Raw genomic sequence first — 16,418 nt, 5'->3', positions numbered from 1 at the left:
TGCAGAAGTAACACTGTTGCCCTACCTTTAAAACGGACTAACTTCAAAACATACCTGAATGAAAATGAAACTCTTTACGCTCACACTTTTATGGTGTGGTGCTACTTTGTTTTCACAAGATTATTTTCCTGAAAATGATGGTGTCAAATCAAAGAACAACAACTATATGGCATTCACCAATGCCAAAATCCATATGACACCTACGCAAATTATTGAAAAAGGCACCCTACTTGTACAAAATGGGAAGGTGATTCAAGTGGGTACATCGGTGGCCATTCCAAAAAACACGATTATTGAGGATTTGGAAGGAAAATCAATTTACCCCTCCTTTATCGATGTGTTTTCGGGTTTTGGCGTGGAAAAGGCCAAAAGGGCCCCAGGTAGCGGACGTTCTCCCCAATATGAAGCCACCCGTGAAGGTTTTTACTGGAATGATCATATCATGCCCGAGAATGAGGCCATAGCCAAGTTCACCTACGATGATAAAAAAGCCGAAGAATTAAGAAAGGTGGGGTTTGGGGTCGTCAATAGCCACTTTCAAGATGGTATCGCCCGGGGCACGGGAGTACTGATAGCCTTGAACGGCAGTGGAAATGATGCCGACCGTATTGTAGAGGACCAATCCGGCCAATACTTTTCATTTACCAAGAGTATTGCCAAAAGGCAATCATACCCCACCTCCTTAATGGGTGCAACGGCTTTACTACGTCAATTACATCACGATCTCGATTGGTATGCCAAAGGAAATGTAACTACCAAAGACCGTTCTTTAGAGGCGCTTTTGGAAAATAAGGACCTTCCCCAAATTTTTGCCGCTGGGGGTAACGGCAATGTATTACGTGCCGATAAAATCGGCGACCAATTCGGAATTCAATATGCTATTTTGGGCGGCGGTGATGAATATCAGCATATCGAAGCCATTAAAAATACCAATGCGACGTTGATCGTGCCGATCAACTTTCCAAAGGCTTACGATGTTTCTGACCCATATGCCGCCGAGTATGTGAACCTTTCAGATATGCGCCATTGGAATTTGGCCCCTTCAAATCCAAAGGTCTTAGAAGATAATGGGGTACCGTTTTCACTGACCTTACATCAATTGAAATCCCCTAACGATTTTAAGGATATGTTGCTGAAAGCTATCGCCCACGGCTTATCAAAAACAAAGGCCTTAGAAGCTTTAACGACCGTTCCTGCCCGCATTTTAGGTAAATCGGACCATATCGGGACCCTACAACCTGGTAGACAGGCAAATTTTTTAATAGCTTCAGGGGATGTTTTCGAGAAGTCCACTACCCTATTTGAAAACTGGGTACAAGGCACCAAGAATATCATAAATGCCAAAGATCAAAAAGACATTCGTGGAGACTATGATTTGAATGTAGGCGGTAAGACCTACACTATGGTAGTATCGGGGACCTTGGGCAAACCCAAATTGGAAATTAAAAAAGATACCTTGGCATTAAGCACTAAAATTGAATATTCAGGGGACTGGGTCAATTTTTCATTTGCCACAGAAACCGGTGATAACTACAGAATGACCAGCCTGGTATCAAATGCTTCAAACAACCTTAAAGGAAAGGTCGTTTTACCATCAGGCAAAGAAAGTTCTTTCACGGCCAAACAAACCAGTTCTTTCGAAGCTTCGGAAAATAAAAAGGCAGAAGCACAAGAAACACCGAAGTTGGTAGCACTGACCTATCCGAATATTGGATATGGTAACACCGTAAAACCAAAACCGGAAAACATACTGTTCAAAAATGCCACGGTTTGGACGGGCGATGCCATACTTGAAAATATAGACGTATGGGTCAAAAATGGTAAAATCGCCAAAGTTGGTCCTGATTTAAGGGCCAGTGGGGCGAAAACCATAGATGCTACAGGTAAACACCTTACCGCTGGGGTCATTGATGAGCATTCGCACATAGGGGCATTGGCCATCAATGAGGCAGGGCATAATTCAACTGCTGAAGTTAAGATGCAAGATGTGGTCGACCCGAAAGATATTGACCTATACAGAAATCTGGCAGGTGGCGTGACCACCATTCAATTGTTGCACGGCTCGGCAAACCCCATCGGCGGGCAGTCGGCGATCCTACGCTTGAAATGGGGTGAAGATGCTGATGGGCTATTGTTCCCCAATATGCCCAAGTTCATCAAATTCGCGTTAGGTGAAAACGTAAAACAATCGAACTGGCAGAGTTTTTCAAGATTCCCACAAACAAGAATGGGTGTAGAGCAGGTATTTATCGATTATTTTCAACGGGCCAAGGAATATGATGAAAAGAAAAAATCAGGCCAGCCTTACCGCTATGACGAAGAAATGGAGACCTTGGCCGAAATCTTAAATGGGGAACGTTACATCAGTTGCCATTCGTATGTGCAGAGCGAAATCAACATGCTCATGAAGGTAGCGGAACAATTTGATTTCAAGGTAAATACCTTTACCCATATTCTTGAGGGCTACAAGGTAGCCGATAAAATGGCGGAACACGGTGTCGGGGGTTCCACTTTTAGCGATTGGTGGGCCTATAAATATGAGGTCAAAGACGCGATTCCGCATAATGCCGCCATTATGGCAAGTCAAGGGGTTACCGTCGCGATCAATAGTGATGATGCCGAAATGTCGCGAAGATTGAATCAAGAGGCCGGTAAAACGATAAAGTATGGAGGCGCATCTGAAATCGAGGCTTGGAAAATGGTAACACTCAACCCTGCCAAGTTATTGCATATCGATGATAAGGTAGGTAGTATAGCAGTGGGTAAGGATGCTGACCTGGTCTTATGGTCCGATTACCCCATGTCAGTCTACGCCAAGGCGGAAAAAACATTGATTGAAGGAGCTGTTTATTTTGACCTTGAAACGGATAAAGCACAACGTGAAGCCATTCAAAAAGAACGTAACGAATTGATTACGATGATGCTCAACGAAAAAGCAGGTGGTGCCAAGACCCAAGGTCCTAGACAGAATAAGAAGGCCCGTTTTGAATGCGAAACGCTCTAGTTAGATGTTGGATGTTAGAAATAAAAATATCAAAATGAAATACGCGATAATTACCTTATTTTTTTTCATGGGGATGCAGATGAATGCACAGCAAACCCCAGCGGGCAAACAATCGACGCCCATTACCATTGAAGGTGCCGTTGCCCATTTGGGCAATGGCGAAGTCATTGAAAACTCGCTGATTATGTTTGCCGAGGGTAAGCTTACCTATGTAGGTGACGCCGACACCAGAATAGCACGAACGGGCAAGGTCATTGACGCGAAAGGCAAACACGTATACCCAGGCTTTATCGCCCCGGGCAAATCACTTGGTCTAGTCGAGGTCAATGCGGTGAGGGCCAGTAATGACCAAGATGAGATTGGTGATTTGATACCCCATGTACGCAGTTTGATAGCCTATAACGCCGAATCACAAGTTGTCGAAAGCATGAGGCCCAATGGGGTCTTATTAAGTCAGATTACCCCACAAGGGGGGCGTATATCGGGCACCTCGTCGATTGTACAATTTGATGCCTGGAATTGGGAAGATGCGGCCGTCAAAGTAGACGATGGCATTCATCTGAATTGGCCTAGTACGTTTCGAAGGGGCCGTTGGTGGTTAGGGGAACCGAGGGGATATCAGCCCAATAAAGACTATGGGCAACAGGTAGCCAAGGTGAAGACCTTCATGAACAATGCCCTGGCGTACGGAAAAGCTACCCCAAAAGTCCAAAACCAACCTTTTGCCGCTATGCAAGGGCTCTTCGATGGCACCCAAAAGTTGTTCGTTTATGCCCACGGACAAAAAGAGATTATGGATGCCATCAGCTCGGCCAAAACTGCTGGCGTAAAACATATCGTATTGGTCGGGGGATATCATGCCCACAAGATTACCGCCTTTTTAAAAGAACGAGATATTCCCGTATTGGTACGCTTTACCCATAGCCTGCCCTTTTTTGAGGATGATGATTATGACTTCACCTATAAGTTGCCCAAACTATTAATGGATGCCGGTCTTTTGGTAGGTATCCAAAATGCCGATGCCTCAAACTTTCAAACACGAAACTTGCCCTTCTATGCAGGTCAAACGGTTGCACAAGGTTTGGATAAAGAAAAAGCCTTACAGCTTATTTCTGGCAATAATGCCAAAATATTGGGTATCGATGCAGATTACGGAACTTTGGAAGTCGGTAAAAGTGCCACGTTGTTCATCTCGGCAGGTGATGCCTTGGATATGCGCACCAATCAATTAAGTAAAGCTTTTATTGATGGGCGTGACCTTTCTTTGGAGACGCATCAAACCGAACTATGGAAACGCTATATGGGCAAGTATCAAGGTAAATAGTTATAAGTTTTATACGGTTTGAAACAGACCTACCCGTCCGGCAGGCAGGTATGCAATTTGCTCACTGCTGTTTCTTATTTAACGGGCATCCATCGGTCGATAGACTTGGTTAGACGATAAATTTCAACCCCAATATCGTAAAGTCAACTACAAGTACTTCAATCAGCATCGCACTTTGTAGATGTCATCCATAACAGGGTATAAATCACAATTATGGGAAAAAAAATGCGTTGTAATCCATACGAGCAGCCCATAGACACTTATGAAAATTCTTCGAAATCAATTTTTCAATACCATAAGAAATTCCCTTAAGACGATAGTATTATCGCTAATCGTATCGTTAGGTTTGTTCAACATAAATGCACAAGTACAACTGAAGATAGAACCCGGGGTTCTTTTGAATACCGAATCTGAAAATTTAGGTTTGATGTTGAATATTGAGCCCTTTATCGAAATTTCAAGCAATAAGGTTATCGGATTAAGGTTTGGATTGGCCTTGAACCCGCAACGATTTGAAACCAATGATAGTTCCCAATTCTTTTTCGATGATGTAAATGATAATGCGATACTTTCTTTTATGCCCACTTTCAATCATTACTTTAACAAAAATTACACGCGTCCGTATTTAGGTATGGGGTTGGGGTATTATGTGTTTTCTTCAGTTGACATAGCCAACCCTTCAGGCGGTATAACTGAAGCACGTATAGATAATCAATTGGGATTTCTTTTAAGGGGAGGGGTTCACTGGGGAAAGACAAAATTCGGATTGGAATATAACTTTATTCCAAAAGCTGATATTAAAATAGCAAACGACCTCATCATTGGTACTGCAGCTAACAGTTATTATGGGGTATCGATCGGATTTATGATTGGAGGCACTAAAAGTACTTTGCAAGCACAATAAGCCTTATAGTTTAAAATAATAGTATTGTACCGATGAATATGAACGACCATACCGATTATCCTTCACTACGGATTTTCTGAACGATAATCCGTATATATGGTGCGTAAGGGATACATATGAAAATTTAGAATTCATACCAAAAAAATAATAACCTAACTGTTCTACGCGGTTACAGACGACCAAAACCTTTCAATGAAAATTTATGACTTTGACATAAAAAAAGGGATTTACAATTTTGAATTCGATGACCTGACTACAGAAAAACATGCGCATCCCGTTGTTGAATTCATTAGTGCCACGAGTGGAACTTTTACGCTACGAGCCAAGGGGAGAACATACGAAAATTTAGAATTTGCCATTATCGACCAGAATACCGAACACAAGGTGGTTGCAAAAAGTTGTTCGGTCAGTATACTATTGGTAGAAAGCTACAATTCCCAATTATCCGATTTTTTCGACCGCAAAGGAATATTGCTAAAAAATGGGGTTTTCATTAGAAATGTTCATGAAAAAAGAGAAGAGTTATTTTCAGAGGCCTACCATTTGGCGGTTTCCAAAGACCTAAAAACACCAGCCGACAAGAGAATCAACACCAGTATTAAATTCATTGAGGAAAATGAACTGGAATACAAAGACCTTCTTTCAAAATTGACCTCTCAGGCATTGTTATCAGACAGCAGACTTTCGCATCTTTTCAAAGAACATATCGGAATATCAATAAAAAAATACCTTGTTTGGAACAAGCTGCGACAAGCGATACATCTATATTTGAACAAAGGTACCAGTCTGACGGATGTCTCCTTACAAAGCGGATTCTTTGACCAAGCACATTTTAGCAATTCCTTTAAAAACATTTTAGGTATCAGCCCTTCAAAAGCCTACAATAGCAGAATCTTACAATCGCAGAACAATAGGGAATTTTAAATTTGCCATCAAAACACGGAAAATGGTTGGACAAATTAGAAAGGTAGAAGAAACGGACATACCAGAACTAAAAAAAGTACTTGATTCCAGTGAATTGTTTCCTCCATATTTGCTCGATGACATGATTGGCGATTACCTGGGCAATAAAGAATCAACCGATATTTGGTTTACAGCGATTGAAAAGGGAAAACCAGTCTCAATAGGCTATTGCGGGCAAGAAAGACTAACCGAAGGAACTTACAACCTCTATGCCATTGCAGTACATAAAAGCCAACAAGGAAAAGGGGTTGGAAAGAAAATGATGGAATACATAGAACATAGGTTAAGAAAAAATGGTAATCGAATCTTAATCGTAGAAACATCAGGGAAATCAGAATTTGAATTGACCAGGAAATTCTACATCAAATGTGGCTACATCAAACAAGCCGTAATCCCAGAATTTTATGAAGAAGGGGATGACAAAATCGTATTTTGGAAAAAACTGAAAATATAGAAAATGTATACAACGCGGTGTATTATTATCCACAATAATATCGCAGACAATTACGATAAAAGTTAATCGAAAGCATCACAATAGTGAAGTACAAAGATTGGATGGCAAAGTCCATTAGATGAGGACTATATTCACCAAATGCGCGACTACGGCACAACTACCCGAATTTTTGAAAAAACGATGAGGGAATTAGGCTATATTTTCTTAAAATTGCCAAACTGCGTTTCGCGGATAATCAGTAAAAAATGATAAACGGACTATGAGAATTTCCATTTCAATACTCTGCTGCCTATTCAACTTTTCGCTTTTCGGGCAAATTACGGTAAGTGGCATAATTAAAGACGCAAAAACCAAAGAATCCATTCCCTACGTGAACATTGGAATAATGAACAAAAAGAAGGGAACGGTATCAAACGAGAATGGAGGGTTTACCCTTGAAATACCATCAGAACTTATCAAAGACACCATAAAAATCTCATCTATTGGGTACGAATCCAAAATTTTTATTGCAAAAGACTTCATAACCAAGTTGAAAGAAAATCAAGTTGTTGAACTCTCAGAAAAAGCGACAGCACTAAATGAAGTTACCGTCACCAATAAAAAACTGAAAGAAAAAGTTTTAGGAAACAAAACCAAATCCAAAATGATGCGAGGGGGTTTTAGAAATGCAGAACTTGGAAATGAGCTTGGAATCAAGATTAAAGTAAAGAAGAATCCGACCCATATCAAAAAATTTCATGCCAACATAACCTCTAATACAGGCGAAAAAATGAAATTTCGACTTAACCTGTATGATATAAAAAACGGACTGCCCAACAAAAGAATAACAAATGAAAATATTATTTTCAATATCGATGCCCAAGAAGGCGCGTTTATCCTAAATCTCAGCGATTACGATATTGTTGTTGAAGATGATTTCTTTTTGACGGTTGAATTGATAAAAAATGAGGAAAACAAAGAGAGTGAGGTCTTCTTTTCAGCGGGGTTTTTAGGGAATGCTACCATATCACGTTTGACGAGTCAGGCAGAATGGGAAAAATTAGGTAGCATTGGAATTGGATTTAGCGTAACTGCCGAATATTGACAAAAAAATGGTCTTGCCTGCCCTTGATAAATAAATACTTTCTTTACAAAAGCTAGGTTATCTAAGTTTCTTTGCGCTATCTACCCTTCTATTATTCTCAGGGCTTTGTCATAGTTCTTATTGTGGTCCGCACCCCCTATTACATCAGGCATTTCCCCTTTGCTATCCACTAAGGTATAGCGCAAAGATGAAGGTAGCACTGACAACACGATTACCCAGGTTTGTTCGGATAGGCCTTTAAATAGGCTCAAAAATGTAAAGTTCATTAGATATATGCTTTTCCAGACATAGGTTGAGAATCGTTTTATTAAATGCCCTACCTATCTTTTTCTTATCATATTGTTATTCAATTCGATTATAGTATCTTGAATACAAATAGGGTTGAATTATGTAAAACCCTGCCACGGATATGTTGAATAACACAGGATTTACAAGTAATTTGAAAAAAAAGATATGACCATCAAAAAACCTTTTGTTTTTATTTTATTGTTCCTTTTCTGTGTCACGGGTTGTCAAGAGGTTAAAAAACAAGGGATTGTGGAAACTGCAAATGAAAAACCGAATTCCACAGAAGAAAAAAAAGCCATTCTTAAAACATTGAATGATGAAACCAAAGCGGCTTTCGAAAGGGATTATGATGCTTGGCAAAAAAAATGGGTTCACGACCCGAACATAACCAAAACCTATATCGACTTTGAGAAAGGTACTTTTTCTGAAGCATTGGGTTGGAATGAAATAAGTCAATTCGTTAAGACCTTTATGGATGAGCACCCTGAACCGGAACCCCTACCTGAACTATTGAATAAAATAGAGGTTCGTCTCTATGGAAATGGAGCTTGGGTCACCTATGGGCAACAAGACTCGTTACGCGGACGCAAACGTGAAACGAGGCTCATGGAAAAAATTGATGGGGAGTGGAAAATTGCAGGTATGCAAACAACAATCTACGGATTCGATTCAGACAAGAACTAGTTAAAAGGAATGCCGCAAGACCTTACGCGATGACTTGCCACTACCACCTTCGAAAAGCACTTACCGGTTTAAAGTCTCACATTTTGAGGCAAACCAAAAAAAGCATCAACCTTATTCACAACCGTGCAAAACGGGGTTTTGGCAATTATGAATGAAATACTTTTTGCATTTTCTGAAAAATTATTTTATGTAACCAAAAGGTTTTATATATTTGCGTAACTAAATAGTTACTTAAATTAAGATCATGGCATTAGGACCAAAACAAATGGGTGAGGCAATACTTCGAAACCTCAAGGAAAAAACCGGAAAAACAGTGGACGAATGGATTGCCCTTATCGAAAAGAACAAACTTTCAGAAAAAGAAGGGATTATTTATTTCTTGAAAAAAGAAAACGGTGTAGGGCACTTTCAAGCCCAAAAGATTTTTGAACATTTTACGGGAAAAGACAGTTACGAAAATCCTGAGGGGTTTGCCGACAAGTTATTCCATTCCAATCGGTCAAAGGAGCTTTACAAGTTTGTAAAATCAAAAATCCTTGCCTTGGGTGAAGATATACGGGTGCAACCTTGTCAAACTTATATCCCATTTTACCGCAAGAACCAATTCGCAATTCTGACCACTACCAAAGATGAAGACCTTATTCTGGCAGTAAATCTGCCAGACGATTTTTCAACCGATAGATTTTCCGATACTTCTTCCATAGGCAGTCGTCGAATCAATCATGCAGTGACCCTTGAAAAAATATCGGATTTCGATCAAGAAATCGAACGGGTTCTTTTAACCGCTTATCAAAACAATTAAAAATGGCAAAATCAATAACGTTGACTCGAGTATATGACTTCCCAATCGAAGAAGTTTGGAATGCCCTGACCGACCAAAAAGCATTGAGCGAATGGTTAATGCCCTGCAATTTTATTGCTGAAATTGGACATGAGTTTCAATTTAAGACAAAACCATCCCCGGGTTTTGATGGGGTTGTCAATTGTAGAGTCCTGCAAATAAAAGAAAAAGAGTTGCTTTCATTCAGTTGGAGCGGTGGTTCCCTAGAAAATACCGTGGTGACCTTCAAACTTACCCAACCGGGTGAAAAAACCCGCTTAGACTTCGAACATAAGGGATTCGAAGGGTTTGTAAATAACATCATCGTTAAAAAAATACTCTCCAATGGCTGGAAAAAGAAAATACTTACCGTCCAACTTTTAAAATACCTTTCAAAATGAGTGATGTCTTCAAAGCCATTGCGGATCCGACAAGACGAAAGATCCTCTTAATGCTTGCAGAACATCCTGAAAGCATTAATGTGATTTCAGATAAATTTCAAATGTCAAGACCGGCCGTTTCAAAACATCTCAAAATTCTGACCGATAATGACTTGGTCAAAATTGAGACTGATGTGAATGATGGCAGACAACGAAACTGTTATGCGCAATTGGAGGCTTTGGCAGAGGTAAGTGAATTTTTAAGCGAGTTGGAAAGATTCTGGGAAGGAAAATTGGACGGCCTGGGCAGCTATTTGAAAAGGAAACCCAAAAACATGGGGTAAAAAGGTATGCAAAAGTAAAGTACTGCGCAGAAGACCCAACTAAAAGCACTACGGTGCAAACATTCGTTTTAAACTTTCTAGCAGTAGTACTGTACCATTCAATAGCCTTTAAAATAATTGGATAAAACAAGCTGATTCCAAAAAAACATAAACCAGTTTCAATACCATAGTAAACTTTGAACTGTTGGAAACAACTATCAGCCTATATCAGCACACACGTTCTTAGTGAAGTTTTCGCTATATTCCACGAGGGGTGCCCATCGGTATGGTGGGTACTTGAAAGAAGGGAAAATGGAGGACAACTATCTAGACAGTGCCAGAAAACAATTCGAATATTACAAAATATTGGGTGAAAAGACTTTTGCCCAGCTGAATAACGATGACCTTTTTTGGCAATTCAATGAACAAAGCAACTCAATAGCTATTATCGTTAATCATCTTTACGGAAATATGAAATCGAGATGGAGTGACTTTCTAACAACTGATGGAGAAAAAGAATGGAGAAATCGAGATGAAGAATTTGAACCGATACTAAAAACCAAAATAGAGTTGATTGAAAAATGGGAAACTGGTTGGGGTTGTGTCTTCGAAGCCCTAAGCTCAATTAACAAAACCAATTTCAAGACCGAAATTTTAATTAGAAACCAGGGCCACTCCATAGTTGAGGCGGTCAACCGACAACTAATGCATTATGCCTATCACATCGGTCAAATCGTCTATATAGGTAGGATGATCAAGGGTAGCGACTGGAAAAGCCTATCCATCGCTAAAGGAAAATCAGGGGATTTCAATAGAAAGAAGTTTGCCAAAGGGAAGCATAAAGGTCATTTTACCGATGATATAAGGTAAACATATCTTGAGCTTCTAATATGATATCTTCACTATCATTAAATCAAATGCCTCAATTTGGTCAAAGGTCCTTCACCTACGGATATCATAAAAGCAAGCAAACCCAAATGAATGGAAATATCAAGTAGCATTGCTGTTTTTTGTTGGAGCACAATAGTTTACTATTCCTCTTTCACGTTCTCCCAAAACACTGCTTGCCCTGGTTTGGCGTAGAAATCATCTGAGCGTGGTATTTCACTTATGGAAATGTTCTCAAAATCAACAGTATTTCTGGCATCTTTGATGTCTCGACCTTCATAGTTGTGCCAAGTAATCGATTTTGGTAGTAATAGACCATTTACAGATGCCCAATCATCATAACGTATCCATCGTACGTTATCTGATTTTTCGCCACTTCTATAGGTTACCGTATAACCAAGCCAGGCCATTTGATTGGTCTCGGTATCATAGTGAACGAAATATTCATCTTTGGGTGAAGTACCTACCCCTGTTTGATAACTTATTCGAATGCCTGGGTAATTCACCCCATCAAAAACCAAGTCTTCCGTTTCGTCATATACGACACCGTCATCAGCCAATACAAAAGGCATGGCATAAAAGTAGAACATGAGGTTATGATAAAACTCGACATTGCCCTTGTAATTTTCATTTTCATCAAGTAACCAAGGTTGTCGACCGTCAAAACCCATCGAAAACCGCTCGGTATCTATGCGGTCTTTTCTACTCCGTAAGTCGGTGGTATGCGTTTCTGGATTTTTTGGTTTTGTAATTGTATAAATAAGGGTTCGCTGTTTTTTCCAAACCGCAAGTCCACCGTGGGCCTCAAAGACGTTTCGAATATTTTCTGGATACGTCTTCGCTACAATTTTTTCTTCTACATTGTTTTCAATGGGTTCTTTTTCATCTTTAGGAGCTTGTTTACAAGAAAAGACCAAAACGGACAGTATTAGAAGTAAAAAAGATTTCATGATTCGTTGTTTTGCAAATTATGTCGGTAAGTGTACCATAAAATTACGGGAATAGCTACTTTTAAACCGTGGAGCAACATAAGTTAATTTCTAGCGTTCAAAACCCCCTGATCAAAAAGGTCTTACAACTTCAAGAAAAATCAAGGGAACGTAAAAAAACCGGACTTTTCGTCATTGAAGGGATACGAGAACTTGAACTGGCCCAAAAAGGGGGCTATGAAATTGATACCCTTCTGATTTGTCAAGATGTTATCCATAATACGGTATTGATTGAAAAAACCGACTGCACAACGGTTCAAGTATCTAAATCGATATATGAAAAACTCGCTTACAGAAAAACGACCGAAGGTATAGTGGCCATTGCCAGGGCGAGACCAAATACTTTGGGCGATCTTAAGTTCAAAAGTGAAAATCCGTTGATACTGGTCGCAGAAGCCCCAGAGAAACCCGGTAATATTGGAGCTTTGTTGCGAACGGCCGATGCCGCAAACTTAGATGCCGTACTAATTGCAGACCCTAAAACGGATATGTACAATCCCAACATTATCAGGTCTAGCGTTGGATGTGTTTTCACCAATCAAATGGCAACTGGTACTTCTGAGGAAATCATACGCTACCTAAAAGGGAAGGAAGTTCATATTTACTGTGCCGCACTAACGGCATCAGACCATTATGTGAATTCAGATTTCACGAATGCCACGGCAATTGTGGTGGGTACTGAAGCAACCGGTTTAAGCAATCTTTGGCTACAAAACTCGGACCAAAACCTTATAATTCCGATGCAAGGTGAAATTGATTCCATGAATGTTTCCGTATCAGCTGCAATACTTATATTTGAGGCAAAGCGCCAACGCGGATTCTGAATTTTATGAATAGTAAAGTACTTTTTTATGCAATCATCGCAATTCTGGTGATTCAGTTTCTTATTGACTTTGTTTTAAATTATTTGAACGCAAAACGTTTTAATAAAGAAGTTCCGCCCGAATTGGCAGATGTTTTCGACCAACAAGAGTATCAAAAATCGCAAGCGTATAAAAAAAACAATTATCGGTTTGAACAATTCAACCAGACGTTTTCTTTACTGCTTACCCTTTCATTTTTAGTGTTTGGCGGCTTCGAATGGGTAGATGACTGGGTAAGGGGCTATACGGATAATAGTATTGTGTTGACATTGTTGTTCTTCGGTGTCTTGGTGTTCTCAAGTAGTTTGATATCCATTCCATTCTCGTATTACCAGACTTTCGTTATCGAAGAACGGTTTGGTTTTAACAAAACCACCAAAAAATTATTCTTTTTTGATATACTAAAGGGCTGGCTCATGACGGCCATTATTGGGGGCGGGATCTTGGCACTTGTGGTTTGGGTATTGCAATGGTCAGGACCGGATTTCTGGCTTTATGCCTGGGGTATCTTTACGGTACTATTGCTATTCATGAACCTTTTTTACAGTAAGTTGATCGTACCAATTTTCAATAAACAGACTCCCCTTGAAAACGGGGGTTTGAAAACCGCCATAGAGGCCTACGCCAAAAAGGTAGGATTTGAACTTCAAAACATATTTGTGATTGATGGCTCAAAACGATCTACAAAGGCAAATGCCTATTTTTCCGGTTTTGGAAAACAAAAAAGGATCACGCTGTTTGACACCCTTATCAGCGATTTGGAAGAAGACGAGATTGTAGCCGTCTTGGCACATGAAGTCGGGCACTACAAGCGTAAACATATTATTTTCAATATTTCGGCATCCATACTGCTAACCGGTATCACATTGTTTGTTTTGGCACTTTTCGTGAATAATCCTGAACTATCCTTGGCCATTGGTGTTAACCAACCTAGTTTTCACGCTGCCTTGATCGGCTTCGTATTATTATATAGTCCCATATCGACCCTTACTGGTTTGGCCATGAACTATCTCTCAAGAAAATTTGAGTTTCAAGCCGATGATTATGCAAAAAATACTTTCGCGGCAAAACCTTTGATTACCTCCCTAAAAAAGCTTTCAAAAAATAGCTTGAGTAATCTCACGCCGCATCCGGCCTACGTTTTTATGCACTATTCGCACCCCCCACTAATTGAACGCATACGCAACTTAAAGGCATGATATTTGTTGTTTACCTATCAAGATTACATTAATTTTAATCTAAGATGACCGAGGCGGCCCTACAAAAAGAAAATAAGGAAATTGCGAAGCAATACAAAGAATTGCTCCGTATTAGTTACCAGACACTTTCGGCCGGTGATAAAAAATTGATACGCTCGGCTTTTGATGTTGCGGTGGATGCCCATAAAGACCAACGCAGAAAATCGGGTGAGGCCTATATTTTCCATCCCATAGCCGTTGCGAAGATAGTAGCCTCAGAAATTGGATTGGATGCCGTATCCATCGCATCGGCACTCTTGCACGACGTTGTTGAGGATACCCCCTACACCTTGAGCGATATTGAACAAATGTTCGGGGAGACCATAGCCCGTATTGTAGATGGGTTGACAAAAATAGCGCACCTAAAAAAGGATAAGAACATCAGTCAACAGGCCGAGAATTTCCGCAAAATGCTGTTGACGTTGAATGATGACATTCGGGTCATCATCATCAAAATCGCCGATCGCTATCACAATATGCTTACCATGGATGCCATGCCTGAGCATAAACAGGTCAAAATTGCCTCAGAGACCCTTTACATCTACGCACCGCTAGCGCACCGTATCGGGCTTTACAATATCAAGACACAATTGGAAGACTTGAGTTTAAAGTATACCGAACCAGAGGTGTATGAAGATATTTTCAATAAAATAGAAGATACCGAAGAAGAGCAGAAAGCATATATAGACGCCTTTACGAAGGTAATTCGTGAGTCTTTGGATGTTGAGGGCCTAACCTACAATATCAAAGGTCGCATGAAATCAATCTTTTCGATCCGCAGAAAGATGATTACGCAAAACGTGGCCTTTGATGAGATTTACGACAAGTTTGCGATTAGGATCATTTACCGTGCCGATAGAAAGAATGAGAAGTTTATTGCATGGAAAATCTATTCCATTGTCACAGACCATTTCACTCCAAATCCAGTGCGCTTGAGGGATTGGATAACCTCACCGAAATCTACCGGTTATGAGGCACTTCACATCACGGTCATGGGCCCCGAGGGCAAATGGGTAGAAGTACAGATACGCAGTGAACGCATGCATGAAATTGCGGAAAAAGGGTATGCAGCACATTTCAAGTATAAGCATGGTGAGCAAAAAGAACAGGGTATTGAAGTATGGTTGAATAGATTACAAGAAGCTTTGGAAAGTGCAAATACCAACGCGGTCGATTTTGTAGAAGAGTTTAAATTAAACCTCTACTCGAAGGAAATTTTTGTTTTCACCCCAAAAGGTGAACTCAAATCATTGCCCAAAGGGGCGACTCCGTTAGATTTTGCCTTTCATATACATACCGAAATAGGTATGAAGACCCGTGGGGCGAAAGTCAACGGAAAATTAGTACCATTGACCACCGTATTGCATAGTGGTGATCAAGTTGAGATCATGACATCGGAAAGTGCGAAACCCAACCAAAACTGGCTGGATTATGCCCATACGGCAAGGGCTAGGGCAAAAATTAAATCGTCGTTGCGCGAAGAGAAAAAGGAAATTGCGGATGAGGGTAAGGAAATCTTACGTAGAAAACTAAAATCGCAAAAAATAAACCTCAACGATGATGTCATCAATAAAATGGTCATTTATTTTAAGTTAAAGACCAGTCTTGACCTATTTTTTAGGGTGGGTAACGGAATTATCGATAATCAAAGGATCAAGGAGTTCGTTTCAAACTACAACAATGCCTTTCTCAATTTTTTCAAAAATAAGATTAGGCGTACCCCTACTCCTTCAGAAGTCAACAAAGAAGAGATTACCACCAATTACGACATGCTCGTATTTGGCAGTGAAGAAGAAAAATTACCTTATAAATTGTCCAAATGCTGTAATCCTATACCCGGTGATGAGGTTTTTGGTTTTGTCAGCGTAAATGATGGCATTAAAGTACACACCAAAAATTGTCCGAATGCCATTTCGCTACAATCGAATTATGCCTATCGCATAATGACCGCAAAATGGATAGACTCATCACAAGAAGACTTTCCTGCCGATATTCAATTGACGGGTATAGACAATCTGGGCTTGGTCAATGAGATTACCAATATCATCTCTGACAACATGCATGTCAACATGCGAAACCTGAATTTTAGCACTGACGGCGGCACCTTTGCCGGTACCATTACGGTAGTGGTCAAGAATAATGCGATCCTAAAGAAATTAATTGCCAATCTCAAGCAAATAGGGGGTATTGACAAAGTAGCTAGAATTTAATT

General features: G+C 40.1%; 16 protein-coding genes. 14 read left to right on the top strand and 2 right to left on the bottom strand.

Annotation, left to right across the window (positions count from 1 at the left end; genetic code table 11):
• Positions 1–58: 58 nt before the first annotated feature.
• From AACM45_RS19650 to AACM45_RS19625, 6 genes are all read left to right on the top strand, one after another.
• Positions 59–3,004 carry an amidohydrolase family protein gene (locus AACM45_RS19650; protein WP_339144847.1) on the top strand — a complete coding sequence of 982 codons (2,946 nt, stop codon included), beginning with the start codon at positions 59–61 and terminating at the stop codon, positions 3,002–3,004.
• A 34-nt stretch (positions 3,005–3,038) separates the two neighbouring features.
• Positions 3,039–4,328, top strand: coding sequence for an amidohydrolase family protein (locus tag AACM45_RS19645; RefSeq protein ID WP_339144846.1), 1,290 nt, complete (start codon positions 3,039–3,041; stop codon positions 4,326–4,328).
• Positions 4,329–4,590: 262 nt separating this feature from the next.
• Positions 4,591–5,232 carry a hypothetical protein gene (locus tag AACM45_RS19640; protein ID WP_339144844.1) on the top strand — a complete coding sequence of 214 codons (642 nt, stop codon included), beginning with the start codon at positions 4,591–4,593 and terminating at the stop codon, positions 5,230–5,232.
• Between the two features lie 192 nt (positions 5,233–5,424).
• On the top strand, positions 5,425–6,156 hold the full coding sequence (locus tag AACM45_RS19635; RefSeq protein ID WP_339144842.1) for a helix-turn-helix domain-containing protein: 732 nt from the start codon (positions 5,425–5,427) through the stop codon (positions 6,154–6,156).
• Between the two features lie 22 nt (positions 6,157–6,178).
• Positions 6,179–6,649: a GNAT family N-acetyltransferase gene (locus AACM45_RS19630; RefSeq protein WP_339144840.1), complete on the top strand. Its 471-nt coding sequence runs from the start codon at positions 6,179–6,181 to the stop codon at positions 6,647–6,649.
• Positions 6,650–6,908: 259 nt separating this feature from the next.
• Positions 6,909–7,733 carry a carboxypeptidase-like regulatory domain-containing protein gene (locus tag AACM45_RS19625; protein ID WP_339144839.1) on the top strand — a complete coding sequence of 275 codons (825 nt, stop codon included), beginning with the start codon at positions 6,909–6,911 and terminating at the stop codon, positions 7,731–7,733.
• Positions 7,734–7,813: 80 nt separating this feature from the next.
• On the opposite strand, the gene AACM45_RS19620 is transcribed toward AACM45_RS19625, so the two are convergent.
• Positions 7,814–7,999, bottom strand: coding sequence for a hypothetical protein (locus AACM45_RS19620; RefSeq protein ID WP_339144837.1), 186 nt, complete (start codon positions 7,997–7,999; stop codon positions 7,814–7,816).
• A gap of 187 nt (positions 8,000–8,186) precedes the next feature.
• Here AACM45_RS19620 and AACM45_RS19615 point away from each other — a divergent pair, with 187 nt between their 5' ends.
• The 5 genes from AACM45_RS19615 (at position 8,187) to AACM45_RS19595 (ending at position 11,098) form a co-directional block, all read left to right on the top strand.
• On the top strand, positions 8,187–8,705 hold the full coding sequence (locus AACM45_RS19615; RefSeq protein WP_339144835.1) for a nuclear transport factor 2 family protein: 519 nt from the start codon (positions 8,187–8,189) through the stop codon (positions 8,703–8,705).
• Positions 8,706–8,949: 244 nt separating this feature from the next.
• Positions 8,950–9,507 (top strand): DUF5655 domain-containing protein, encoded by a 558-nt coding sequence (locus tag AACM45_RS19610; protein ID WP_339144833.1) that lies wholly within the window; start codon positions 8,950–8,952, stop codon positions 9,505–9,507.
• 2 nt (positions 9,508–9,509) lie between these two features.
• A complete protein-coding gene (locus AACM45_RS19605) occupies positions 9,510–9,926 on the top strand; it encodes an SRPBCC family protein (protein WP_339144831.1) in 417 nt (138 codons plus the stop codon).
• A complete protein-coding gene (locus AACM45_RS19600; RefSeq protein WP_339144829.1) occupies positions 9,923–10,249 on the top strand; it encodes an ArsR/SmtB family transcription factor in 327 nt (108 codons plus the stop codon). Before AACM45_RS19605 ends, AACM45_RS19600 begins: the two co-directional genes overlap by 4 nt.
• 291 nt (positions 10,250–10,540) lie before the next feature.
• Entirely contained in the window at positions 10,541–11,098 is a 558-nt protein-coding gene (locus AACM45_RS19595) for a DUF1572 family protein (protein WP_339144923.1), read from the top strand.
• A gap of 161 nt (positions 11,099–11,259) precedes the next feature.
• Here the strand turns inward: AACM45_RS19595 and AACM45_RS19590 are convergent, their stop codons facing one another.
• Positions 11,260–12,066: a DUF6503 family protein gene (locus AACM45_RS19590; protein WP_339144827.1), complete on the bottom strand. Its 807-nt coding sequence runs from the start codon at positions 12,064–12,066 to the stop codon at positions 11,260–11,262.
• Positions 12,067–12,134: 68 nt separating this feature from the next.
• On the opposite strand from AACM45_RS19590, the gene AACM45_RS19585 reads away from it, so the two are divergent.
• The 3 genes from AACM45_RS19585 to AACM45_RS19575 are packed head-to-tail and all read left to right on the top strand — an operon-like array spanning position 12,135 to position 16,416.
• On the top strand, positions 12,135–12,929 hold the full coding sequence (locus tag AACM45_RS19585) for a TrmH family RNA methyltransferase (RefSeq protein WP_339144826.1): 795 nt from the start codon (positions 12,135–12,137) through the stop codon (positions 12,927–12,929).
• 5 nt (positions 12,930–12,934) lie between these two features.
• On the top strand, positions 12,935–14,167 hold the full coding sequence (locus tag AACM45_RS19580) for a M48 family metallopeptidase (RefSeq protein ID WP_339144825.1): 1,233 nt from the start codon (positions 12,935–12,937) through the stop codon (positions 14,165–14,167).
• A gap of 44 nt (positions 14,168–14,211) precedes the next feature.
• Positions 14,212–16,416 carry a RelA/SpoT family protein gene (locus AACM45_RS19575; protein WP_339144824.1) on the top strand — a complete coding sequence of 735 codons (2,205 nt, stop codon included), beginning with the start codon at positions 14,212–14,214 and terminating at the stop codon, positions 16,414–16,416.
• Positions 16,417–16,418 lie beyond the last annotated feature (2 nt).

The sequence above is a fragment of the Croceitalea sp. MTPC5 genome, assembly GCF_036985505.1.
GTDB lineage: Bacteria > Bacteroidota > Bacteroidia > Flavobacteriales > Flavobacteriaceae > Croceitalea.
The sequence above is the reverse complement of the archived record's forward strand: the minus strand, read 5'-3'. Positions and strand labels throughout refer to the sequence as shown.

Bases quoted from the DNA above. Each gene is read 5' to 3' on its own strand.
- AACM45_RS19625 (WP_339144839.1), top strand. From the start codon at position 6,909: ATGAGAATTTCCATTTCAATACTCTGCTGCCTATTCAACTTTTCGCTT.
- AACM45_RS19595 (WP_339144923.1), top strand. From the start codon at position 10,541: ATGGAGGACAACTATCTAGACAGTGCCAGAAAACAATTCGAATATTAC.
- AACM45_RS19575 (WP_339144824.1), top strand. From the start codon at position 14,212: ATGACCGAGGCGGCCCTACAAAAAGAAAATAAGGAAATTGCGAAGCAA.
- AACM45_RS19605 (WP_339144831.1), top strand. From the start codon at position 9,510: ATGGCAAAATCAATAACGTTGACTCGAGTATATGACTTCCCAATCGAA.
- AACM45_RS19645 (WP_339144846.1), top strand. From the start codon at position 3,039: ATGAAATACGCGATAATTACCTTATTTTTTTTCATGGGGATGCAGATG.
- AACM45_RS19620 (WP_339144837.1), bottom strand. From the start codon at position 7,999: ATGAACTTTACATTTTTGAGCCTATTTAAAGGCCTATCCGAACAAACC.
- AACM45_RS19635 (WP_339144842.1), top strand. From the start codon at position 5,425: ATGAAAATTTATGACTTTGACATAAAAAAAGGGATTTACAATTTTGAA.
- AACM45_RS19630 (WP_339144840.1), top strand. From the start codon at position 6,179: ATGGTTGGACAAATTAGAAAGGTAGAAGAAACGGACATACCAGAACTA.
- AACM45_RS19615 (WP_339144835.1), top strand. From the start codon at position 8,187: ATGACCATCAAAAAACCTTTTGTTTTTATTTTATTGTTCCTTTTCTGT.
- AACM45_RS19640 (WP_339144844.1), top strand. From the start codon at position 4,591: ATGAAAATTCTTCGAAATCAATTTTTCAATACCATAAGAAATTCCCTT.
- AACM45_RS19590 (WP_339144827.1), bottom strand. From the start codon at position 12,066: ATGAAATCTTTTTTACTTCTAATACTGTCCGTTTTGGTCTTTTCTTGT.
- AACM45_RS19610 (WP_339144833.1), top strand. From the start codon at position 8,950: ATGGCATTAGGACCAAAACAAATGGGTGAGGCAATACTTCGAAACCTC.
- AACM45_RS19580 (WP_339144825.1), top strand. From the start codon at position 12,935: ATGAATAGTAAAGTACTTTTTTATGCAATCATCGCAATTCTGGTGATT.
- AACM45_RS19600 (WP_339144829.1), top strand. From the start codon at position 9,923: ATGAGTGATGTCTTCAAAGCCATTGCGGATCCGACAAGACGAAAGATC.
- AACM45_RS19650 (WP_339144847.1), top strand. From the start codon at position 59: ATGAAAATGAAACTCTTTACGCTCACACTTTTATGGTGTGGTGCTACT.